The sequence below is a fragment of the Nostoc sp. JL33 genome, assembly GCF_017114985.1.
Lineage (GTDB): Bacteria > Cyanobacteriota > Cyanobacteriia > Cyanobacteriales > Nostocaceae > Nostoc.
Genome location: NZ_JABXKP010000026.1, coordinates 100,129 through 123,193, shown reverse-complemented (window position 1 = coordinate 123,193; position 23,065 = coordinate 100,129). Strand labels below are relative to the sequence as shown.

The following is a 23,065-nucleotide window of genomic DNA, read 5'->3' as shown; positions in this document are numbered from 1 at the left end:
TTGAAATCTTGCCCCCTCCCCAATACATCGGGGAGGGGTGATTCAAGGATTTTTGCAAGAGGTCTATTGTACTAGTTTAAGTTTTTGGTGAAAATGCAGCATATTCTTCTTTTGTCAACATTGCATCCTTCACATTTACCTCTTTGGGAATTAACTTCAATTTATAATATGTATCTGCAACACCTTGTTGTAGATTTATCAGATTGTCGTCAATTGGTACAAGACCAAAAGTCCGCCGATTAGTTGCTTTTTTCATCGTTTCTAGATCAATTCCTAACACAGGTGCTAGAGTTTTCGCTACTTCTTCTCGATTCTGTTTAGACCATTCTTCTAGATTTTGAATTTCCTCCAGTATTGTCTTGACAGTTTGGGGATTTTCACTGATAAATTTGCGAGTCATCAAATAATATCCTCCCTGTTTATTAATCCCTGTGCCATCAATCAGGACTCTGGCTTTAGTTGCCTCTTGAGCTGCTGCATAGAAGGGGTCCCAAATTACCCAGGCATCCACACTCCCTTTCACAAATGCAGCACGGGCATCAGCCGGAGCCAAATATTTAGGTTCAATGTCTGTATATTTTAACCCGGCTTTTTCTAAAGCTTGGACTAACAATAAGTGAGCGCTAGAGCCTTTTTGAAAGGCAACTTTTTTACCTTTAAGCTCAGTAACTTTTTGAATTTGTGAATTTTGAGGAACAAGAATTGCTGAACCAGCCGGACTAGCAGCAGTACCAACAACATAAGTTAGTGATGCCCCCGCTGCTTGGGCAAATATTGGTGGTGATTCTCCTACAGGGCCGATGTCAATACTACCCACATTCATCGCTTCTAGTAGTTGGGGCCCCGCTTGAAATTCAGTCCACTTTACAGTGATACCTTCTGGTGCCAAACGCTTTTCTAAAACACCCTTAGTTCTAAGCAAAATGGTCGATTTTTGATAACCAAATTTGACTACTGTTGCTTTACTGGAAGCAGAATTGCCAACAGATGTAGCGCTGGGATTAGGAGAACTAACAGTCGATGTCGATGAACAGGCGGCAAATAGCACGCTCAAAAACAGCCCTGTAACAAAAGCCCCCACTATTGGCAAAGAAGAAGAGAAGAATAATTTATGTTGATTGTTAAAGGGGATATTCCTGAATTTTATCAACGATATCCACTTGCTAATTAAACGGCAAAAGGCTTGGTTAATCATCAAAATGATTTCTTGGAACTATATAAATACTATAAACTTATAGGTTTACCGGAGTATATAAATAAATTTAGCTGCCCAGATCCAGCCACCATCTCAATTAACCAGACAAGGAGCTTAAGCTCCTTGTTCAAGGTAGGCAAACTGATACAACAGAGTCTTAGTGCCAAAAAGCACAGCACTAATTCAGTAAATCAGGTTCTTCGCGCACAATCCTGTCGTAAAGTGGCTGGAAACTGAACCACCCACTTGTATGTGACCCCACTTGAGTTTGTGTTAAACGGGCTGTTTCGTGTTTGATACTAGTGGGTCTACCCGCAGCTTCTGCCAGCAGTTGGGCTTGGCACGATCGCTCTAAGCTAATGTACCAAAAGGCAGCTTCATCTACTGTATGTCCCACGGTTAAAATGCTGTGGTTACGCAGGATTATGGCTTTGTTTGGCCCCAAGGCTTGCGCCAGTCGCTGACCTTCAGAAGTTTCTAAAACAACACCTGTAAAATCATCAAATAAGGCATGGTCTTCATAAAAAGCACAAGAATCTTGAGTCAAGGGGTCAAGGAGACGACCTAAACTAGACCAGGCTTTACCATAAAGTGAATGGGCGTGAGCCGCCGCGATCACATCAGTTCGAGCTTCATGAATCTGAGAATGGATGGCGAAAGCAGCTCGATTCACCTGAGCATCGCCTTTAACCACCTCACCTTCTCTGTTAACCAACAGCAGGTCAGAAACTCGGATATGACCGAAGTATGTCCCTAATGGATTAACCCAGAAATGGTCTGTAAATTCTGGATCACGAGCCGTAATATGGCCTGCGATTCCCTCGCTGAACCCAAATTTACCAAACAGGCGAAAGGCAGCAGCTAGGCGTTGCTTACGGTGCAGACGTTCGTCTTCAACTCGCTCGAATACAGGGGGTTGTGGTCTATCGTACCTGGGCATGTTCTTTTTCCTCTTCCTCTTTACAGGGAGCGTTGGAATATCCAGAGCGAAAGGATTTGACACTATGAGATTCTCTTATAAACTGGTGACGCAAGATGCAACCAGTATCATTACCGAGAAGATGGATAGATACAGATGCGCTCTGGGATGTGGTTTTGACGGCGTGGATATCACCATCTGGGGGTAACAGGCGGTAGATATCGCCTGCTTGAAGCGATCGCACTTCAGTTACTTGTAATTGTGCGTGTCCTTCGGCATCACCGCTATCTACACGGCGATAGACTGTTTCTTCTTGATTGCCTTTGTATAAACCAATCAATCCCCAGGCTAAATGGTCGTGGATGGGAGTTGTTGAACCTGGGGGAATCACCAAACTGAAGACTGAGAGGGAACGGTCTTTGGCGCGATAAAGTAGCCACTGACCAATACCGCCGCCCATCCTGCTTTCAAGATTGATTTGGGCACACTTTTCAGGTAGCCATTCCTGTTGGGCAAGCAGCTCTTGAAAATAGGGTTCTAGTCTAGCGAGAGTTTGTGTGCGATCGTCAACAGTGCTAGCGCTAATTTCACGCACTGTTGCTACAAAGGATCGTAGTTCTTGGCTCAGGGTAAACCATTGGTCTTCTGGCAATGGTTCCAAGATCGTGTGGTTCGTCATCTATATTCCTCGTTTTGAGAGGCGACTAAGATTAACTAATTACTAATTCGTAATTTGTAGTTAACGAGTCCGCGTAGAGAGCGCGTCTGGTAGAGAGCGTCATTACGAATTACGAATTATTTTAATGCCAGGGTGAATCTTGAAGCCAAGTTGCTCAAGTTTTAGATGAGAAAGGGACTCCTTGAGAATGATAGTAAAGGGATATCGCTGGAATACGGTAGCTTTACCTTGTGACAAGAGCAGCCTAGCACGGCTGATGCGTACTGGATATAACGGTTGTTGGTTGGCATCGAGAATAAATACTTTGCTCATGTATGATACTCCTTACGAATTAAAGTTGTTAAAAGACTACCAAAAAATCAATCATCCAATCTTCAGCTAAGGGATTTCCAATAAATAAATTATTCAATCTTGTGGGGTATTTTTTAATTGGAAATTTCTAAGCGACAACAGTGGCTTGTCGCTCCCGGCGTTGCACTTCTGCCCGGACTAGCGGAATCAGATCACGACCGTAAGCGATCGCATCTCCTAATGGATCAAATCCCCGAATCAATAGAGTAGTTACCCCTGCATCATAATAATCCACAAGGGACTCTGCTACTTGCTCCGGTGTACCAACAAGGGCCGTAGTATTACCATAAGCACCAGTAGCGGCGGCAATTGGCGTCCACAAGCGCTTATCGAAAATTTCGCTTTCTTGGGCAAACTGTAATAAACGACTGGAACCCACTGCTTGCGGACGTGCTGAATTCAAGTAGGCATTTACTGGTAGCTGATTTTCTGTTTTTGCAGCCCGAATTTCCTTAACACGGGAGAGAATTGAGTGCGCCCGTTCCCAAGCCTTCTCCTCAGTATCACCTAGAATCGGTCGCAGTGAGACACTAAACCGTGGCGATCGCCCTGGTGGTGTTACGGCTTTTACTTCGCGTATCCGTTCCTTAACCGCCGCAATCGGTTCTCCCCACATGGCGTAGACATCACTATGCTTTGCACCTACAGGTACTGCTGCACCAGAAGCACCACCAAAGTACAAAGGTATGTGCGGCTGTTGTAAAGGCTTCACATCTGAGTAAGCATCTTTCACACGGTAGAATTCGCCCTCATAGTCGAAGGGAGTATGACTCGTCCACACCCGGCGCACGATATCGAGGTACTCATCTGTACGGCGATAGCGAGTATCGTGGTCAAGCCAGTCACCATCGCGTTGCTGTTCGGCATCGCTGCCACCTGTAATAATGTGTACAGCAATGCGACCATTAGTAAAATGATCCAAAGTTGCTGTCTTGCGTGCCAAGAGTGTAGGAGCCACGAAACCAGGGCGGTGGGCGATTAAAAACTTCAACCGTTCTGTTGCCGCCGCTGCGAACGAAGCCACAGTTAAGCCATCGGGGCCAGTTGAGCCATAACCAACCAGTACCCGATCAAAGCCTCCATCCTCATGTGCCTTAGCAAACTTGCGGACATAGGCGGGATCTATCGAACCGCCCGTGATCGAAACTGTCGGACTATCTAACTCAGATATTTGTCGCGTTCCAATCATCCCAATAAATTCAATCGGCATATTGCATTACCTCAAAAATTACAAACCTTATTTGGAAATGGGGCATTGGGCATTGGGCATTGGGAATCGGGCATTGGGCATGGTTATTTTCCTTCTCCCCCTTTTCCCCTTGCTCCCCCTTCTCCCCCCACTCCCCACTCCCTGCTCCCCTGCTCCTACTTAACCGTGGGGCAAATAGTCGCAGCAACATCTACTCTTTTCGGTAGAATCTTTTGCTCTAGCATCCAGTTAGCAGTCTTCTGAATTTTGGCAACGTCATCAGCATTAGGTGCGACAAGTAGCTGTGGCCCTTGATTCTCAGTTACCCGCTTGGCTACGGCTGGGGAGATTTTGATGTCCTTGACTAGAAATTCGGCTGATTTTGCCGTATTTACATTCAACCAATCGTATTCCTCGCCTAAAGCGGTAAAAGCAGCTTTCACGGCTTCTGGAGATTTAGCCGCAGCCTGATTACGCACAAGCATTACACTGTAAGTAGGCGCTGGATGGGTTGTGGTGATTCTCCTAGCACCATGCTCTAATTCGGCAACTGAGATATATGGTTCCCAAACTGCCCAAGCGTCCACAGTTCCTTGGTAGAGGGCGGGTGCAGCATCAGTTGGAGCTAAGAAAATGCGCTGAACTTTATCTTTAGAAATGTTCTCTTTTTCCAATACTTTTAATAACAGGTACTCACCTGCACCAGCCTGATTGACAGCAACTTTTTTACCTACTAGGTCAGCGGGTTTACGGATAGGAGAATCGCCACGGACTACGATCGCACTGCTTAATGATTCAGGTCTGGGACGCTGGACAGCCCCAATGCAAAGCTCCTGACCGGCAGCAATAGCTGACAATCCAGGGATGTCTCCGCACCCGCCTAGATCGGCTTGATTAGCGCTAATTGCTTGGAGTAAGGTAGCACATCGGTCAAAGGGACCAGCCCATTCAACTTTAATATTCTCAGCCGCAAGCTTCTTTTCTAACTCTCCTCGTTGACGTGCAATTGGTACCACACCTCCCTTTTGGTATCCTAGACGAATCAGACTAGTTTTCTCTTGAGTCTGGTTACTGACATTTTGAGCAGTGTCAGTATTTGCAGAGTTACTGGGAGCGCAGCCAGAAATCAACAAACCTAGCCAGGAACTAGCAACCCATAAGGCACTAAGGGACTTGACTGAGTGTTGTGGCAATAAAAATAAGAACTTTTTGAACTGATTCAACAACTTTTTTATTACTCCTTTTATTAAAGAAAAGATCAGAATGAGAGTCTAGAGGCCAACTCCAGCATTCTCGTCTTTACCGCTCATTAAGGATTTTCAAGGAATAAATAAATCATTTAATCTGGTGGGGTAGTCTCACAATCAGTAGTTGGATATTTTTTATTGGGAAGTCTCTTAGCTGTGATCTTAGTTCCTCTAAATACGGCAAGTCGGTCGGATAACCGTTGAATGTACTACAACCAGAAATTATCACATACAAATTTAAAAAGCAATAGGCTAGCTGTTAGGGTAGACAAAGCCCAGCTTTAGCTGTTTGGGGTTCTTGGGGTTTGATCTGATCCGTCAAAAGGGCGTAATTGCTTGTAAATGCAGGGTTTTTTCTAACTGCGGATGCTCGAAGCTCAGTTCTCTGGCGTGCAGATGTAACCGACTGGTAACTGCACAGCATCCATAAAGGCGATCGCCTAAAATAGTAACCCCAAGCCCTTGCGTATCAGCCGCATGAACCCTTAATTGATGGGTGCGTCCTGTTAACGGCGTAAATTCTACGCGGGTGTAGTCCCCTTCTGTGGCCATTACCTGGAAGTGTGTCAAGCTAGGTTTGCCGTGCTGCCAATCAACTTTTTGATTAGGGCGATTTTCCGGATCTCCCCATAATGGCAGGTCAATCACACCTTGGTCAACTGTCACAGCACCGGAAAGGATGGCTTCATAAACCTTGTGAATCTGGCGTTGCTGAAACTGCTGGCTAAGTTGGCGATGGGTTTGGCGATCGCGTGCCAACAACAAAATACCAGATGTTTCCTGATCTAAACGATGCACAGATGCAAGCGCCATGCCATCAGCCCTAAGATGACGTAAGCGACTCAAGACACTATCTTGGCGATCGCGATAACGACCAGGTACCGAAAGTAGCCCAGCAGGTTTGTTTACAGCAATCAGCCATTCGTCTTCATAAAGAATGGGGATCTCTCCTTTAATAGGGGAGAAAGCTGGGGAGTCAAACACATTGGATTTACGCAAATGTGTTAATCTATTTAACAAGAGTGGGCTTGTTGTGTGAAAATCCCTATTAGGGATTGAAATAGGTTTTAATCCTGAGAGCAAAAAGCCCATCAATGGCTGACATCGCTCGGCACACGCTCCGTAAAACTCTCCCTGAATTTTATCCTGATTTACGGAAGATGCACCCCACCAAAATTCTGCCATTGCCAGTGGTTTGAGATTATGTGTTGCCGCATAATGGAGCAACTTTGGGGCACAACAGTCTCCTGTACCAGTGGGCGAACCTCCTGGCATCAATTGCTGTAATGATTGCGATCGCCCGGAAAAATTAGTCAGGCTGTAACTAGTGTGCATCTGAGCTTGCAATTGACGCGACAGTGTTTTACGCTGTTGTTTGAGTTCGCTAATTCGCGCATCCGTTGCTGCAATTAACTGTTGCAGGGGCTGTAATACTGCATTTTGCTGGCGTTTAAGTTGCCGCCGTTCAATTCCCTGCTGACGACTCTCTTCGTCGAGTTGTTCAAGAGCAATAGTCAGTGCTTCTGGAGTGAGTGTATTGCAGACTTGCTGACGTTTTTTTTGTCGTTGATGTTTGCAATGGCGATGGCGATCGCTCATTGCTTGTAATTGTTGCTCAAACTCATCAACCAGGGTTTGGTACTGCTGGCGTTCGGTGAGTTGCTTCAAGGTAAGGAGTTCTTGCTTTATCGCGTCCAACTGTGCCAAAGTGCGGGCTTCCTCTAAAGCAACTTCGTCTCGTCCTGGAATTGGCGGCACCCAGCCCTCAACCACACTGCAACCATTCAAAAGACCGGAGAAGGCTTTGAGTATTCGTTGTTCGCCATTAGGCAGTTCAACCAATAGTATTCCATACATCTTGCCTTCACGAGAATAACAGTCATTATTGCTAATATGTTGCATTAGTCCCTGAGCGATCGCTTCCGATATTGAGGTGCGGGGTAATTTCAGGCGACCGCCACTTTGAGGACAACGCCCTTCGTAATAATAATTACAAGATGAGTCGCTAACAGCAAAATCGCTGTTGATGAAATCTGAAAGTGCGTGCAGAACTACCATACAAAGTATGATTACAAATCTAGCTAATCCTAATATCTGACATAGTAGCAAGGTAGTGCGATCGCCTAGATTGGGCGGGTATGCGATCGGAGTATCTCAGTGAAAGCAAATATACCAGATGAGAAACAAGATTCTTGCTCCCTCTCCTTAACAAAGAGAGGGTTGGAGTGAGGTTTTACAAGGCTTTTTACACTCATTGAGATGTTCCCGTATGCGATCGCCTTTTTTAAACAGACATTTTCAGGTTTTTATTAATTATCCTGCGATGCCTACGGCGGTAAACTACGTAAATAGATCATGCTGTAGGGGCACAGCAATGCTGTGCCCTTACGAAAGATATGGTTTTTAACCTTGATTCATATTTGGTATTTCTTGTTAATGCGTAAGTCCTATCTTTATTAAATCCGTGTTCTTAAGCAGCGTTTATTCTTTGCAAACCAGTGTAAATATTGAACCGTTCCCCGCGCAGGAATCCAATTAAGGTAATTCCGAATTCCTTGGCGACAGATACCGCTAAACTACTAGGAGCGGAAACAGAACAAACAATAGGAACTCCAGCAGTTGTAGACTTTTGCAAAATCTCAAAACTAGAGCGTCCACTGACTAGGACAATACAATTATTTAAAGGTAACTCGTCACTGAGCAAAGCTGTACCAATCAATTTATCCAAAGCATTGTGTCGCCCAACATCCTCCCACAGGTTTAACAGTTGTCCTTGAGTATCGAAAATAGCCGCAGCGTGCAAACCCCCTGTAGCAGTAAAGATACCTTGAGCAGCCCGGAGCTTATCAGGTAGGCTATAAATAATCTCAGGTGTTACCGTTGGGCCAGAAGGAATCACTGGACATCCCCGCATACGCAAAGCCTCAAGGCTAGCTTTACCACACACCCCACAGGCGCTACTAGTGTAGAAATGACGTTCCAAAGGCTGTAAGTCTGGAATCAAGCCATCCCGCAATTCTACATTTACGATGTTATGGCGCTGTTCACCATCCACCAATTCATCCACACAGTAACTGATACGTCGGATATCTTCCCTGCGGCTAACGACTCCTTCACTGTAGAGGAAACCAGCAGCTAGTTCAAAATCTGCCCCTGGTGTCCGCATTGTTACAGCTACCGTCTTCTGGAGAGGGACGAGGCGAATTTCTAAAGGTTCTTCAGTGGTGAGTTGGTCTAAACGCGATCGCATTTTACCATTTTCCACAACCCAGACAGTGGCTTTTGTCTTGCTTTTAGTTGCCATTTTCATTTTTATGAGAGTTGGTGAATTTAAATTTTGATACTAATCTGGGAACAAAGTAATGCTATTTGTATATCAGATGTCAGGTTGATGCTCACCAACTACTTTGTGCAGTTGAGCTAGATTGGCTCGGTTTCTGTTTAGTAAGTAAAATGAACCTAAGATTTTTGGCTTTCAGAAAAATTTTATTTGCAATAGTCTTTGTGATTTCCCTTGGTTTTACAGGATACTTAGTGGCTAATAACATTAGTCAGAGAGTAATTGAAAAATCTCTTGCTAAACAAGTCATGTCTACCTCCACCGTAGGAAAAAGTTCTCAACTACAAAGACTTTTAAATCAGATAGTTGTAGAAGAGAAAATCCCTGGTGCAGTAATGTATATTTCTACACCTAAAGGTTCTTGGCTGGGAGCATCTGGTGTGAATAACTTGTCAACTAAAACCCGGATGAAACCCACAGATGGCTTTTCTATTGCCAGTATGAGTAAAACTTTTATGGCGGTGGTTGTGCTGAAATTAGTCGAGCAAGGGAAGATACAATTAGATCAGGCGATCGCAACCTATTTACCAAGAGACATCAGTCCTCATATTATCAACAGCGACAAAATTACTGTTCGTCAACTGCTCAACCACACCAGTGGTGTTGCTGAATACCTAGATACAAAAAAGTTTATTCAAGCTACAGCGAAAAGAAGTCGCTCACAGCCTTGGACAGCCAGAGAAGCTATTCAGTATATGTACGGGGAGCAACCACAGGCAAATCCTGGAGAAAAATTTATTTATACTGATTGCAACTACATTCTTTTGGAACTGATTGTTGAAAATATCACTAGGGGAACTCTCGCACAAGCCATCCGCAGTCAGATTTTAAAACCATTGGGATTAAAACATACCTTCACGGAATTGCGCGAACCGGCAATTGGAGAAGTAGCTACAGGTTATGGCGATCGCCATAAGCATGGTAAGCTAGATAGCTACGCCAAAGTCAATGATGGAAATGGTTTAGGAGATGGTGGATTAGTTTCAACAGCAGAGGATTTAGCCAAGTTTGCCAAAGCCTTATTTGTCAAAAAAACCTTACTTTCCTCGAAGATGATCAAAGAAATGTTGAAATTTAAAGATCATGGCGAAGGCTATAGCTATGGGTTGGGTGTAGAACGGTTTTCATCTCCTTTAGCAAAAGCAATTGGGCATAGTGGTACAGCTTATGGCTTCGTAACATTGCTTGCATATCTCCCCAATCAAAATACCACCATAATAGTGCTGCTAAACAATCAGGATGTTGATATTAAATCAGTAGCTAGGACAGGTCTAGAGGTTGTCGAGAATCATTGATACTAATTTGTAATTATGCTTGTAGGGCTGGCATTATAATGTTCACCCTACTGGTCTGATAAAATTTCTGGGTCAATATTCAGTTCTTAATAATTGGTGTTTCTAATAAAATAGTAACTACACGTTTCTCATGATAGAAAATAAACAACAAGAGATGTTATATTTTCTAAATTAAATCTACATATTCTATTTCTTATTTCTGGGAAAATTTCGGGGGTGCGTAGTTTACTGCCGCAGGTATCGCTATACTAGAAACATAAATTTCATCTATTAACTGTAATGACGATTAAAGAATTGCTATTACAAGAAATTGACAACACTCCAAACGAAGTGCTAGAGGATCTACTTGGGTTTTTGAAATCACTCAAAACAGCCCCAAAACAGCCACTAGCCACATACAGAGAACTCTTAGAACGCATTGATTACCTAGAAACAATAGTAGGTATTCGTAAAGGACTAGATGAGTTTGAGCAGGGTGAAGGAATTCCTGCAAAGCAAGGCTTGGCAACCCTACAACACAAACTTGGCATTCCGCCTCGCCCATGAGTTACCAGGTTCTCATTCAACCCACTGCCTTTCAAGAAATCGAAACATCCTATCGTTGGATGTGCGACAACCTGAGTGCTGAAGTAGCCAACAACTGGTATTACGAACTTCAAGACGCGATCGCTTCACTTCAAGAATTTCCTAATCGCTGTAGCATAGCACCAGAAGCATCAGTGATTGGTCGTGAAATTCGGCAACTCTGGGTTGGAAAACGAAGAAAATATCGAGTTTTGTTTATCGTTGAAGAAAATGTTGTAGCAATTCTTCATGTTCGCAATAGTCGCCAATCTTATCTAGGTGAAGAATCTGAGTAATTTTTGTCAGCGTTGCGATCGCTTCTCCGTGTGCGTCCAGAGCAACTGCCCAGGCGATGGACATGGCTGCTAGTTTTGAGGTGATATTAAGTTGAGCGTAGCAGTGGGAAATCGTTAATATCAGGTTTGTTTTTCCAGACGCACGATCGCATTATAATCAGGAACTCCTTGGAGCGATCGCTTAGAGTCAAAGACGTTACTTAGCTTTCATATACATCAAAGCAGGCATTTTTGTAACTAGCAACCTCAGTTATCTATATCTGTCTTATGTAGTAAGTGCTATTCATACCCTAAGTAGGGTTATCCATCTTCATTTGTTCGTTAAGTTATATGAAGCTACTGAAAGCAAATTTTCCCAGTAACTGAACAAATCAGAATACCCTACTTAGTTGGAGTTTTTTATGACTTACACAGCTGATGAAGCAACAAAACCAGCTTTAGAAACTTTTCAAGGCTTTGATGTAGATACTCAGCTAGCCCTACTCTGGTTCGGTTACCTCGATCTTAAAGAACAGCTAAACCCGGCACCTCCTGAAAGCGTAGAAGCTATAGGTAAAGCAGTGTTCGACCAAATCCAAGAGTTGTCTAAAGAAGATCAACTGCAAGCACAACGGGACATTATTAATGGTGCAAACCAAACCTATAATAGTCTAAGCCCCAATGCCAAATTAGACGTTTGGCTACTGCTAGCACAAGGAATGGACAATGGAAGCGTCATTCAAGTGCCGTCCGATTATCAACTACCTGGTGAAACGGATGAATTTGTCGCATTGATCAAAAAGCTAGAGTTTGAGCAACGGGTTAATTTTATGTTGAGTGTGGTGCAGGCGTTCGGTTAGTTAAGTCCAAAAACTCTCAATATCTAGAATTGGGGATAACTGAAAGTAAATAGATCAGCCTGTAGGGGCACAGAAAAAGCTCATACGTGTCAACTTAACGTAAAACCCATGTCCCACAAGGAACTGAAGTTCCTTGGCTTTTAGCTCAAGTCATCTTCATATGACTGGATAATCCGAAAAATCTTTAGTCTACTTGAGTAGATTTTAGCTAAAAGCCAAAGAAATTTATTTCTGGGCGGGCGTGGAAGCCAACTTAAGCGAAAAATCGCTTAAGTTGACACCAATGTGCAATGCTGTGCCCCTAGAATAGATGTGGTTGAAATAAATTGGGAAAATGAGACTTGATTTAGATTTTTTCCAACCGCACGATCGCATTATAATCAGGAACACCTTCGAGCGATCGCTTACTTTTATCTAGTAGCACATTCCCTTCTGGCCAATGTACTTGCAAGTTACCTGACTGAATTGGCGCAATATAGACTTGACAGAACAACTCGCCTAAATCATTCTTGAGAATGACGCGATCGCTATCTTTTAAACCCAACTGTGCCGCATCAGCAGCATTCATTAACACCGCCTCTCGCACTGCCCCAGTAATTGCATCCTTACGTTCCTGCACCATACTATTAAATTGTTTGCCTCGCCGCGTTGCTAATAAGAAATTACCCTCTGGTAATTCTCTCTTTGCTGGCAATAATACGCCAAAGTGTGCTTTCCTATCGGCTGTAGGGAAATTCCAGCCAAAGCATAAATGTGAGCCGCCATATTGAAACTGATCACCAGCTTGCTGTAAGTGTTGAATACCTGCATATTCGGGAACGACTTGAGCAATTTCTTGACGGATAGCAGCTGTGTCAGCAAAAGCCAGCTTATCTGCCAAATCTGGTTTTACCCGCCTTGCCAATTCTAAAAATACTTCCCACTCTGGACGCGTTTCTCCAATTCGCGGCCCCGGAATTTCTGGACTGAAAATTACCCGGCGTTCGGTGTTAGTTTCTGTGACTCCCCCTGGTATTTCGTAGCGAGTCGTCGCAGGTAAAAGCACCACAGTATCAGCAGGTTCCACTAACATCTGGCTGGAGAGAACAATATCCATATGTACCCGCAACGGTATTTGCTTCAACGCCGCTTCGACATAATCCGGTTCTGGCAGCACTTCTAAAAAATTTCCTCCCACGGAAAACAACACATCTAATTCCCCTTGATGTGCAGCGTTAATCATTTCTGGAGCAATTAAACCTTTACTTGCTGGCACTTCAAAGTCCCAATGCTGACTCAATTGGGCAGCATTTTCTGGAGTAATGGGTTTACCACCAGGAAATACTGTCGCGTAACATCCCATCTCTGCACCACCCTGCACCCCAGAGTGACCGCGAATTGGCATTAAACCGCAGCCTTCTCGACCGACAAAACCTTTGGTGAGAGCTAAGTTGATGATACTTCGCACATTATCTTCGCCGCATTCATGCTGGGTAATGCCCATACTCCAAACAAATACAGCTTTATTCGCTTCTTTGACCATTTTGGCAAAGGCGTACATTTCTTCACGGGATGTCCCAGAAAGCCGCTCTAATTCTTCCCAAGACTGACTTTCTAACGATGCTTTAAGTTCGGCAAAGCCAACTGTGTGTAAGTTAATAAATGACTCGTCTACCCAGTTGTTAGCAATTATATGTTTAATTGTGCCGTTCAAAAATGCTATATCCCCGCCCATGTTGATTAAGAAGAAGTCTTCGGCAAACTTTGTACCGAAAACGGCACTTTCCACAATTGAGGGCACCCAGTAGCGCTCCATTCCTGGCTCACGATAAGTATTAATAACTACAATCTTAGTGCCAGCTTTCTTGGCGTAATGAAGATATTTAACGGTAACAGGCTGATTATTGGCAACATTGGAGCCAATAAAGACTAATAAATCAGTTCCAATCCAGTCTTTATAAGAACAGGTAGTAGCCCCTGCACCGAGAGCAGCTTTCAGTCCCGCCGTACTCGGAGAATGGCAGATGCGGGCAGCGTTATCAATATTATTGCTTCCGATTGCCCGCACAGCTTTTTGGGTAGCATAATAAGTTTCGTTGACAGTACCGCGACTGGTAACATAGAAACTGAGGCGGTCTGGTGTAGTCGTGCGGATGCGATCGCTAATTACCTCTAAAGCTTCATCCCAGCTAACACGGCGAAAGCCTTTTTCCCCTCGTTGACGAATCATCGGGTACGGAAGCCTTCCCAAGTCTCGTAATTGGGCACTTTTTTGCTTTTGTAACTGCGATACATCCGCCAATATCACAGGGTCAAAAGCTGGCATCGTATTCATCCGCAACAGCCGCAACCGAACATTGCACAGATGAATGCCATCTAAAGTCCAATCTTTCATCCCGGTTGTTCCGAGAGCGCAACCATCACAGACACCTTTATCGAGAATATTCCACGCATAGGGTAGTTTGTCACGAGACAGCCAGATTGCCCGAAAGACTTCCCAATAGTTGTTCGGGTACTGTTCGCCAATCCCGAAAGGCTTCCAACTTGCCCAATTTGAAGGTGTCCAGTGCTTTTTGGGTTTAGGTAACATGATGTTATGTGTGAATTGCTGAGTTCTTCCAGGCTACCGTTTTGAGTAGCAAATGAGTAGCGGCAGATGAACAATTCGCAATTCGCAATCAGGCTCGTTCCGATTCAACATTAGTAACAACACTTTGAGCTGTAGCGACTACGGCTTCAACATTAGTAACAACACCTTGAGCTGTAGCGACTACGGCTTCAACATTAGTAACAACACCTTGAGCTGTAGCGACTACGGCTTCAACATTAGTAACAACACCTTGAGCTGTAGCGACTACGGCTTCAACATTAGTAACAACACCTTGAGCATTAATAAGTAACGCTTAAGCTGTAAGCACAACAACTTAAGCGTTACTTATCAAAGGAGGAACATTATTAACTACAGCTTTAATTTTTTACGCTTTTACTTTCAACAGATAATATTTCCTAAATCTTTAAAGCTAGCACCCAGTCTCAGCTTCTCTAGTTTTGGGCGTAGTAGTTCAAATAAAAATCCCTGCCACAGTGGACAGGGATAGGAATTTTTAGCTAGGGCTTGTCTGCTAACTGCTAACAAAATCTTTGTGGGCAGCGACAAGCATCTGAGCTTGCCTTAAAACGTTTCCGAATAAATAAAAAGGAATCTGCCAAGCTGCAACGGTAACTTCTTTGACTATATCCTGTACACTAATTGCGATTAACTCATGCTCTGGCGGCTCTCCTTCAAGTGTACCAGACCAAGTAAAAGCTAATAAGAAATCATCCTCTCCAGGCAAGGATGCAATCAAGCATTCTTCTGGTGTTGGCTGGCAAATAATTCCATAATCATTTGCAAGTTCTACTAATCTTTGAAAGTTGTTTAGATTCGTCATTTGTCTTTTGGATGTAATTGAATCTCATTTTTAGAAGAAATCATATTTTTATCTCCATAACTCAAGTTAGTTGCTCTATACCAGAAATTACGAATTATTAATTATTCGGTCAGAGTTAGGAGTTATTGGAGATAGATCAGGCTTAAGTCCAAAATCTTACCGCGATCGCCTGGTTGTATCAGCAACAATTGTTACTTTTTTAAAAAAATCTAGACTACCTACTTTTTCGGTTGACGGTATTTACATACACCTTTCTTTGTTACGATTTCAAAATTGACGTCCTAACCTTATCTAGGCTGACGGAGTGCATTAAGAACTGCGATCGCTTTTGGGGGAACAGCAGAAAACGATGCTCGTCAACATTAGATTGTTGGATCACTTTGGCATAAGTAAGTCGGTGAGAATAAATCAAACTAGATTAAGTAATGTAAAAAATCTTGAGATTAGTTCGTAGTGAGGACTTTAGTCCTCAAATGATGGCTGAAGCCCTCACTACAAACCTTGAATTATTCACACCGCTCTACTTAGATGTGTTCTTGTTCTGTAGCAGTTTTGGTTCAATCAACAACTTGAGTTTGAGATTACTCAAGAGTTATAAAGAACGTGGCGCTTGCAATTGCGCTCCTTTTTTCCAAGAGGCTAACTAATGCCCCGTGAAATAGTCTTACCACTACATATTTACCCTGCAAAATGGTGTATTTTACAGGGACTTATTGATTGAGAATAGCTATTTTTTCATCATCTTTAGTCAAGAATAAATTATATTGACTGCGAAAAGCACGATTTTGACAAATTGTTACAGGGTGTTTCACTCTCTTAGATTCTATTTGTAATTACCCAGCAATTTGAATGTCAAGATTGGTATCTTTCGAGGTATTTTTGGAAATTAAAATCTGTCCTCGCATTGTATAAGACTCAATTCGGGCAACCAAATTAACATGACTGCCAATAACTGTATATTCAGTGCGTTTTTGAGAACCAACATTTCTCGCCACCGCCTCGCCTGGATTAATTACAATTCCCCAAATATTTCAGCTAACTGGCTTCCCTCGGAAGATGCATGAGTAATTATACTTTTGATATTTTCTCTCAAATCCTGCTACCGGGGAAGGGCGCAGACATCGCCAAGGAATCGGAATCTGGATGATTTGCCTCTGGAGCGATCGCAACAATTACAAATTTGCACCAGTCCCAACAACCGCCTGGTGAATTCATTCACCAGGCTTATAGCTAAAGTCTGTCTATTGAAGACTGAATAAGGAAGGATTGGAGTCCACTAAGCGTGGACTTACGCTATTAGCCAGAGAATTTATTCTCTGGCGGGAAAGTGTGCAGGTGCAAAATATAGCCTGCGGCGGGCTATGCCTACGCTTGCCTGTGGCACTGCAACAATGCATAAATGCTTCCTTGGTTTGTCGCTAGTTAACAGTTATGTAACTCTAAATTAAATTCTTTCTATTGGTTTTATTTTATGGTAAAAAATTGGTTGTGACAAAATCTAGTTAATATTAATTAGCTTGATTAAAATTATCTTGTTAGAATCCTAATGCGTTCTTCTCACCGTTTGCGACTGCCGTCAAAATATTTCAATATTCTGATTGCAGTACTAACTTTTGTTTTGTGTCTCTGGTTAACTCCTGTCGTTGCTCAAGCATTAACTAAAGCTCCGGTTATTTTGGATGGGCAAGAGCTTTTTAAGATCAGCGATTCTGGTCAGTATAGCGCTCAAGAACGGACAAAATCAATCAACTCACAACTAAAAAATGCGATTCAAACTTCTGAATTTATTCAAGTTAAAATTGAAAAACGCAACCAGCTACCTATTATTTTGCTAAATGGCCGCTATCTGTTAACAGTTACAGAACAAGATACTGTTCCAGGTAGCACAATTGATGAGCAGGCAAGCATTTGGATGCAGCAAATTGAAGAAGCGTTACAGGAAGCTCGCTTAGAGCGAACTAGAACCTATCTCCAAAAAACAACTTTTGTAGCAGTCGCAATTTTACTCATAACTGCTGGATTCACTTGGTTATTGGGATGGATTAAGCATCACTCTTTCCGAGTAGCATCACAACGCTTAACTCCTACTAGCAATGCGATATCTAATTCGGAACCACTTAAAGTATTGGAATTATTTTTCAAATTAGTGTTGGCGAGTATGCGTATCGGACTTTGGATAAGTGCGATTCTTTATATCACTAATCTCTTTCCTTTCACTCGTCAATGGAGCTACCAAATTTCAAATATCTTGATCACCAGTTTCACCTCACCTATTCTGACATTAGGAAAGAATCCTTACTCTCTTAGTGAATTAATAATTTTGATTGGTTTGTTATTCGGCTTAGTTATCTTTGCTGGAACTTTAACCAATTTTTTACGTTCTCGCATTCTATCTTTTACTGGAATCAATCGTGGCGCTCAAGAAGCGATTATAATACTTTTCAAATATGGTCTGATTTTTATTGGCACACTGGTACTGCTACAAATCTGGGGGCTTGACATTAGCTCTTTGACAATCTTAGCAAGTGCTTTAAGCGTTGGAATTGGCTTTGGTTTACAGGATATTGCTAAGAATTTTGGCAGTGGTTTAGTACTAGTATTTGAGCGTCCAATTCAGGTTGGAGATTTTGTAGAAGTTGGGGAATATACAGGTACTGTCGAGCGAATAGGTGGCAGAAGTACCGAAATTCGGACTCTTGACCACGTTTCAATCATTGTACCCAACTCTCGCTTCTTAGAAAAAGAAGTAATCAACTGGAGCCACCGCAACCCGATTTCTCGCCTTCATCTCCCCGTTGGCGTTGCTTATAGTTCAGATCCCCAAGCCGTGCAAGCTGCTCTGTTAGATGCAGCCTCTAAGCATCCGAATGTATTGCAGACTCCTTCTCCTCTTGTACTGTTTAAAGAGTTTGGCAATAACACTTTAAATTTTGAGTTATTAGTATGGACTGCGGAACCTAATAAACAATTCTTGCTCAAAAGTGATTTATACTACAATATCTATGAAGCATTACAGCAAAGACAAATTGAAATCCCCTTCCCTCAGTTAGATTTACATCTGCGTTCTGGCACGTTGGAATTTACGCCAGAAATGCAGTTAGCCTTAATACAAATGTCTGAACGATTGTCAAACAATAAACAACGCATAGATCCAATCAATCCCAGTCAAAATCAAAGGTAAATTCGGATGGTTGGCTTGCTCTTAGAAAGCTGTTTGTGTCATAATTACTAAATTCCGAGCGACTTAAAGTAGTATTTTAAACGATCACCAGAAGACTTGAGTTTGAGGTCAGATGCTGAGGAAGAAAAGAAAGTAGGGTTTAGGCTACAAGTAGTTGCGATCGCTTAACTCCGATGGAAGCATCTCAAGTTTGCACAAACCTCAACTTTTCGCAGGATGGAATTGAGTCGTAGTAAAGTGAGTTTTGCAGGAGTATTTATGTCACAGTTGGAGCAAGCAGTGCCAGACACCTTTGTAGCCAAAGGCTTAGAAATCCCCAATATTTTCGATCGGGTTGAGGCTCTGTCCAAAGACTTTGCCACCCGTGCAGGGGCACACGACAAAGATGCTTCCTTTCCCTTCGAGAATTTTACAGCTTTGCATAAGGCAGGATTACTCAGCCTCACCATTCCCCGCGAATTCGGTGGTCAAGATTTGGGGCTGCCAACTATCTGTCGGGTGATTGAAGGGATAGCGCGTGGCGATGCTTCAACCGCACTAGTACTGACAATGCACTATCTCCAACATGCCCATGCAGCCCGTAGCCGTCGCTGGCATCCAGAAGTATATAAACGGCTGTGTCGTGAATCGATTCAAGGTATTGCCCTGCTCAATGCTGCCCGTGTCGAACCTGAGTTAGGAACGCCAGCTAGAGGCGGATTGCCTGCCACAATTGCCGAGCGGACAACAGAGGGTTGGCGTTTAACAGGACATAAGCAATACACCACGGGTAGTCCCATCCTCAGCTACTTTGTTGTTTGGGCACGGACAACTGAGGATGAACCACAAGTTGGGAGTTTTCTAGTTCCGCGCGATCTGCCCGGTTTGCAAATTGTCGAAACCTGGGATCACTTGGGGATGAGAGCTACAGGCAGCCACGATCTGATTTTGGAGAATGTATTAATCCCAAGAGAGTATGCCCTGAATATCAGCCCTATATCTGCTGCGCCATCCTTTGATCCTCTGATTTCCACTTGGGGCAGTTTGACAGTGAGTGCTTTATATCTCGGTGTTGCTACTAGTGCGCGAGACTGGCTTGTAAAATATCTTTGGGAGCGATCGCCTTCTAATCTCAAAGCGCCACTGGCAACTCTGCCACGCTTCCAAACTGCCGTGGGTGAGATAGAAGCACTGCTGTTTGCTAACAATAGATTGATTTATAGCTTGGCTGAAGATATTCACAAGGGCGACTATGAACATAACGTAGGATTACAGGTACAAGCTGTTAAATATCTCACCACAACTAACTCGATTCGTGCTGTGGAGATTGCCTTAGAATTAACTGGTAATCCTGGTCTATTAAAAAGGAATCCTTTAGAGCGACACTACCGTGACGTTCTATGTAGCCGTATCCATACACCGCAAAATGATGTTATTTGCGAGTCGTTAGGCAAGTCGGTGCTGAAAGTCAAGTGATTAGAGACTGGCGGTAAGGGCAGGGGGAGATGAGGGAGATGAGGAAAGATGAGGGAGAATTATTTGACCTGTTGCATAAATCAAAAATAAAGAACCCCACCCCGCATTTGCTTACGCAAACGCTCCCCTCCCCGCTTGCTCTTATGGGTTGGGGGTGGGGTGTTAGGGACTTTTGCAAGAGGTCTATTGAATAAGTTTCTTCCTTGTCTGTTTCCAATGTCCAATGCCCCATATTTGAAATTGCTTAGTATCCTGCTTGCTTGTCTACAACATTCCGCAAGGGCTGATCGGTTTGGTAGCGTTTGAAATTGTCGATAAACAGTTGTGCTATGCGCTCTTTGAGCCGTGGTGAAAGGGCTGAACAATGGGGTGTGATAAAGGCGTTTGGCAACGACCACAAGGGGCTTTCTGGTGGCAGAGGTTCTGTAGCCACTGTATCTAATCCAGCACCCGCAATCCATCCCTCACGTAGTGCGGTGAGCAATGCAGCTTCATCCACGATCGCACCACGAGCGATGTTAATTAGGTAAGCAGATTCACGCATAGAGCGCAATGCAGTTTCATCGATCAAGCCTTTAGTTTCTGGAGTTAATGGTGTAGCAATAACTACATAGTCGGCTGCGGGGAGAAGCGAGCGCCATTCATCAGCACCCACAACTTTGTCAAAATTCGCTAGGGGTTCGGGATGGCGGCGACTACCCCAAACTGTAACTCCAAAGGCTTTGGCGCGAGATGCGATCGCTTTACCTATATTCCCAGTGCCGAGAATTAATAAAGTCGCGTCTGCCAACTCTTCGAGAAACACTCCTCTTACCCAAGTGTGTTCATCCTGCAAAGTTTGTAATTTCCGCAGATTCTTGGCGTGATAGAGCATGAATGCCAGTACAAATTCCGAAATTGGAATTGCGTGAACCCCTGCGCCATTAGTGAGGATAATATCCTTTTGCAAAAAAGTTGGCGTCAGGATATGATTCACGCCAGCACTCGGCGTGTGTTGCCAACGCAGCCTGGGTGCTGCTGTCAGTACTTTGTCAAGGGTAGAAGTTTTCAGGTAAAATCCGTTGACATAAACTTCTGCATCACTGGCATCACCATCAAGATTTCCTTCACTATCCACCTCCACAACATCTATATCAGATGGTAGGTGTGGCTCAATATCAGCAATCAGATGATCGGGTAAAATTAGTTTCACCATTTTCTACTCCCTAATTCAATTTTGGATTTTGGATTTTGCAACCCAAGCCACAACACCTCTTCATTTTGGATTTTGAATTTTGAATAGTTTAGTATCCTGCGTTTTTGTCTACTACATTTCGTAACGGCTGACCAGCTTGGTAACGCTTCAGATTGTCGATAAATAGAGCTATTGAACGCTGTTTACTTTTTGGTGAATGCCCGGAAGTATGAGGTGTGATAAAGATGTTAGGAAGTGACCACAAAGGACTTTCTGATGGTAGTGGTTCTGAGTTAACTGTGTCTAATGCTGCACCTGCAATCCAACCTTCTGTAAGAGCTTTTATTAATGCTGATTCATCGACTACGCCACCGCGAGCAATATTAATTAGGTAAGCATGTTTTGGGAGCGATCGCAATACAGATTCATCAATAAATTCTTTGGTTTCTGGAGTTAGTGGTGTCGCAATAACTACATAATCAACCCCTGGTAGGAGCGATCGCCATTCATCAGCACCCACTACTTTATCAAAATTTGGTAGCTCTTGGGGATGACGCCGACTGCCAATAATTTTTAAGCCGAAGGGTTTAGCACGGGCAGCAATTTCTTGACCAATACCACCAGCGCCAATAATTAGCAAGGTTGCATCTGTCAACTCTTGGATGGCAAAGCCTCTTTTCCAGTGACGTTCTGCTTGTAAAGCATACAATTCCTGTAGGTGTTTGGCATGAGCCAGTATATAAGTGATCACAAATTCTGCGATCGGAATTCCATGCACTCCAGCCCCATTTGTGAGAATAATATCTCTTTGCAAATAAGTTGATGTCAGGATGTGATTTACCCCTGCATTTGGTGCATGATGCCAACGCAGTGCAGGTGCTGCTTCTATTATTTTATGCAGCGTCGGACTTCTAGATAAAAACCAACTGAAATAAACTTCAGCATCGCTAGCATCCCCGTCTAAATTCCCTTCAACATCTACCCTGACAACTTCTGTATCAGGCGGTAGATGAGGCTCAATATCAGCAACGAGATCAAGCGGCAAAATCAGCTTCATTGTAGATTACCTCTTCTTTCTTTACAGGGCTATTTTTGGAAAGTGTCTCTGTTTGAACAAAAAATTAAGTGCCATTTTTTCTTGGCATAAATTAATATATTTAATAAGAAGTCAGATATTTTTATTTAATCTGTAAACACATAAACTCCAGATCAAAATATTGATTATTAAATTTATACGCCATTTTCTCTATTCCATATATTTGAAAGCCCAATGATAAATAAAGCTGTTTTGCTAAGAAATTACTTTTAACAATATCAAGTAATAATATTTCTACCTCGTTAATAGCTTTTGCTCTTTCAATTAATTGATTTAGTAATAATTTACCTATACCTTTTCCTCGATATTCTTGTTGAACATACATACTACTGATATATGCTTTATGCCTGAGTTTTATTCTTGATTCTTGCTGAAGTCCGACTATTCCAATTAACTCTTTATCCTCAGAGCAGGCTAAAATAAAGTTATTGTTATCTACTGGTATTCTATCCCGAAATTGTTCTATCGTCTTAATTTCTTCTTCATGATACGTTGTGCCAAATGAATCTGGATTTTTATATAAAGCTTCTAATCTGATCTGTCTATAATCTTCTGCATCATACTTTGTTAATTTTCTAATTATCATTAGATTAAATATAAATAAGTAAGTCGGTGAGAATAAATCAAACTAGATTAAGTAATGTAAAAAATCTTGAGATTAGTTCGTAGTGAGGACTAAAGTCCTCAAATGATGGCTGAAGCCCTCACTACAAACCTTGAATTATTCACACCGCTCTACTTAATAGATATTTACTGTTTATTTTCAATAAAGCGATATAAATTAATAATTATTATGTTCTAGTTTATCTAGGTCATGAATATAGAAAAAATCGCC

General features: G+C 42.8%; 21 protein-coding genes and 1 pseudogene. 7 read left to right on the top strand and 15 right to left on the bottom strand.

Annotation, left to right across the window (positions count from 1 at the left end; genetic code table 11):
• Positions 1-76: 76 nt before the first annotated feature.
• Positions 77-928 (bottom strand): annotated as a pseudogene (locus HWQ23_RS06455) (sulfonate ABC transporter substrate-binding protein); the annotation flags it as partial.
• Positions 929-947: 19 nt separating this feature from the next.
• Between HWQ23_RS06455 and HWQ23_RS33390 the strand changes: the two are divergent.
• Positions 948-1,118, top strand: a complete 171-nt coding sequence (locus tag HWQ23_RS33390) for a hypothetical protein (RefSeq protein ID WP_334882783.1) — start codon at positions 948-950, stop codon at positions 1,116-1,118.
• A gap of 255 nt (positions 1,119-1,373) precedes the next feature.
• Here the strand turns inward: HWQ23_RS33390 and HWQ23_RS06450 are convergent, their stop codons facing one another.
• The 7 genes from HWQ23_RS06450 to fdhD form a co-directional block, all read right to left on the bottom strand.
• The gene (locus tag HWQ23_RS06450) at positions 1,374-2,135 is read right to left on the bottom strand and encodes a class II aldolase/adducin family protein (protein ID WP_292825198.1); all 762 of its coding nucleotides are present in this window, start codon (positions 2,133-2,135) and stop codon (positions 1,374-1,376) included.
• Positions 2,119-2,793: a cysteine dioxygenase family protein gene (locus tag HWQ23_RS06445; RefSeq protein WP_292825195.1), complete on the bottom strand. Its 675-nt coding sequence runs from the start codon at positions 2,791-2,793 to the stop codon at positions 2,119-2,121. Before HWQ23_RS06445 ends, HWQ23_RS06450 begins: the two co-directional genes overlap by 17 nt.
• A gap of 102 nt (positions 2,794-2,895) precedes the next feature.
• Positions 2,896-3,105 (bottom strand): RRXRR domain-containing protein, encoded by a 210-nt coding sequence (locus HWQ23_RS06440; RefSeq protein WP_292825193.1) that lies wholly within the window; start codon positions 3,103-3,105, stop codon positions 2,896-2,898.
• A gap of 127 nt (positions 3,106-3,232) precedes the next feature.
• Positions 3,233-4,354 carry an LLM class flavin-dependent oxidoreductase gene (locus HWQ23_RS06435; protein ID WP_292825190.1) on the bottom strand — a complete coding sequence of 374 codons (1,122 nt, stop codon included), beginning with the start codon at positions 4,352-4,354 and terminating at the stop codon, positions 3,233-3,235.
• Positions 4,355-4,509: 155 nt separating this feature from the next.
• Positions 4,510-5,559 (bottom strand): aliphatic sulfonate ABC transporter substrate-binding protein, encoded by a 1,050-nt coding sequence (locus HWQ23_RS06430; protein ID WP_292825187.1) that lies wholly within the window; start codon positions 5,557-5,559, stop codon positions 4,510-4,512.
• 339 nt (positions 5,560-5,898) lie between these two features.
• The gene (locus HWQ23_RS06425) at positions 5,899-7,638 is read right to left on the bottom strand and encodes an RluA family pseudouridine synthase (RefSeq protein WP_292825184.1); all 1,740 of its coding nucleotides are present in this window, start codon (positions 7,636-7,638) and stop codon (positions 5,899-5,901) included.
• 412 nt (positions 7,639-8,050) lie between these two features.
• Positions 8,051-8,890, bottom strand: a complete 840-nt coding sequence (gene fdhD, locus HWQ23_RS06420) for a formate dehydrogenase accessory sulfurtransferase FdhD (RefSeq protein WP_292825181.1) — start codon at positions 8,888-8,890, stop codon at positions 8,051-8,053.
• A gap of 143 nt (positions 8,891-9,033) precedes the next feature.
• On the opposite strand from fdhD, the gene HWQ23_RS06415 reads away from it, so the two are divergent.
• The 4 genes from HWQ23_RS06415 (at position 9,034) to HWQ23_RS06400 (ending at position 11,914) form a co-directional block, all read left to right on the top strand.
• Positions 9,034-10,215, top strand: a complete 1,182-nt coding sequence (locus HWQ23_RS06415; RefSeq protein ID WP_292825178.1) for a serine hydrolase domain-containing protein — start codon at positions 9,034-9,036, stop codon at positions 10,213-10,215.
• Between the two features lie 279 nt (positions 10,216-10,494).
• The gene (locus tag HWQ23_RS06410) at positions 10,495-10,761 is read left to right on the top strand and encodes a prevent-host-death family protein (RefSeq protein WP_292825175.1); all 267 of its coding nucleotides are present in this window, start codon (positions 10,495-10,497) and stop codon (positions 10,759-10,761) included.
• Positions 10,758-11,075, top strand: coding sequence for a type II toxin-antitoxin system RelE/ParE family toxin (locus tag HWQ23_RS06405; RefSeq protein WP_292825172.1), 318 nt, complete (start codon positions 10,758-10,760; stop codon positions 11,073-11,075). The genes HWQ23_RS06410 and HWQ23_RS06405 overlap by 4 nt, the downstream gene beginning before the upstream one ends.
• Positions 11,076-11,476: 401 nt before the next feature.
• Positions 11,477-11,914, top strand: coding sequence for an orange carotenoid protein N-terminal domain-containing protein (locus HWQ23_RS06400; protein ID WP_292825169.1), 438 nt, complete (start codon positions 11,477-11,479; stop codon positions 11,912-11,914).
• A gap of 346 nt (positions 11,915-12,260) precedes the next feature.
• Here HWQ23_RS06400 and HWQ23_RS06395 read toward each other — a convergent pair whose 3' ends face one another.
• The 4 genes from HWQ23_RS06395 to HWQ23_RS06380 all read right to left on the bottom strand — a co-directional run bounded on the left by HWQ23_RS06395 (position 12,261) and on the right by HWQ23_RS06380 (position 16,539).
• Positions 12,261-14,483, bottom strand: a complete 2,223-nt coding sequence (locus HWQ23_RS06395; RefSeq protein ID WP_292825166.1) for an FdhF/YdeP family oxidoreductase — start codon at positions 14,481-14,483, stop codon at positions 12,261-12,263.
• A gap of 532 nt (positions 14,484-15,015) precedes the next feature.
• Entirely contained in the window at positions 15,016-15,324 is a 309-nt protein-coding gene (locus HWQ23_RS06390) for a hypothetical protein (RefSeq protein WP_292825163.1), read from the bottom strand.
• 833 nt (positions 15,325-16,157) lie between these two features.
• The gene (locus HWQ23_RS06385) at positions 16,158-16,337 is read right to left on the bottom strand and encodes an adenylate/guanylate cyclase domain-containing protein (protein ID WP_472850386.1); all 180 of its coding nucleotides are present in this window, start codon (positions 16,335-16,337) and stop codon (positions 16,158-16,160) included.
• A 76-nt stretch (positions 16,338-16,413) separates the two neighbouring features.
• Positions 16,414-16,539: a hypothetical protein gene (locus tag HWQ23_RS06380; RefSeq protein WP_292825157.1), complete on the bottom strand. Its 126-nt coding sequence runs from the start codon at positions 16,537-16,539 to the stop codon at positions 16,414-16,416.
• 331 nt (positions 16,540-16,870) lie between these two features.
• Here HWQ23_RS06380 and HWQ23_RS06375 point away from each other — a divergent pair, with 331 nt between their 5' ends.
• Together HWQ23_RS06375 and HWQ23_RS06370 are read left to right on the top strand one after the other, a co-directional pair.
• Positions 16,871-18,505 (top strand): mechanosensitive ion channel family protein, encoded by a 1,635-nt coding sequence (locus HWQ23_RS06375; protein WP_292825154.1) that lies wholly within the window; start codon positions 16,871-16,873, stop codon positions 18,503-18,505.
• A gap of 258 nt (positions 18,506-18,763) precedes the next feature.
• Positions 18,764-19,960, top strand: coding sequence for an acyl-CoA dehydrogenase family protein (locus HWQ23_RS06370; RefSeq protein ID WP_292825151.1), 1,197 nt, complete (start codon positions 18,764-18,766; stop codon positions 19,958-19,960).
• Positions 19,961-20,204: 244 nt separating this feature from the next.
• Here HWQ23_RS06370 and HWQ23_RS06365 read toward each other — a convergent pair whose 3' ends face one another.
• The 3 genes from HWQ23_RS06365 to HWQ23_RS06355 form a co-directional block, all read right to left on the bottom strand.
• Positions 20,205-21,155 carry a D-2-hydroxyacid dehydrogenase gene (locus HWQ23_RS06365; RefSeq protein ID WP_292825148.1) on the bottom strand — a complete coding sequence of 317 codons (951 nt, stop codon included), beginning with the start codon at positions 21,153-21,155 and terminating at the stop codon, positions 20,205-20,207.
• A gap of 88 nt (positions 21,156-21,243) precedes the next feature.
• Entirely contained in the window at positions 21,244-22,191 is a 948-nt protein-coding gene (locus HWQ23_RS06360) for a D-2-hydroxyacid dehydrogenase (RefSeq protein ID WP_292825145.1), read from the bottom strand.
• Between the two features lie 121 nt (positions 22,192-22,312).
• Positions 22,313-22,816 (bottom strand): GNAT family N-acetyltransferase, encoded by a 504-nt coding sequence (locus HWQ23_RS06355; RefSeq protein ID WP_292825143.1) that lies wholly within the window; start codon positions 22,814-22,816, stop codon positions 22,313-22,315.
• Positions 22,817-23,065: the final 249 nt, after the last annotated feature.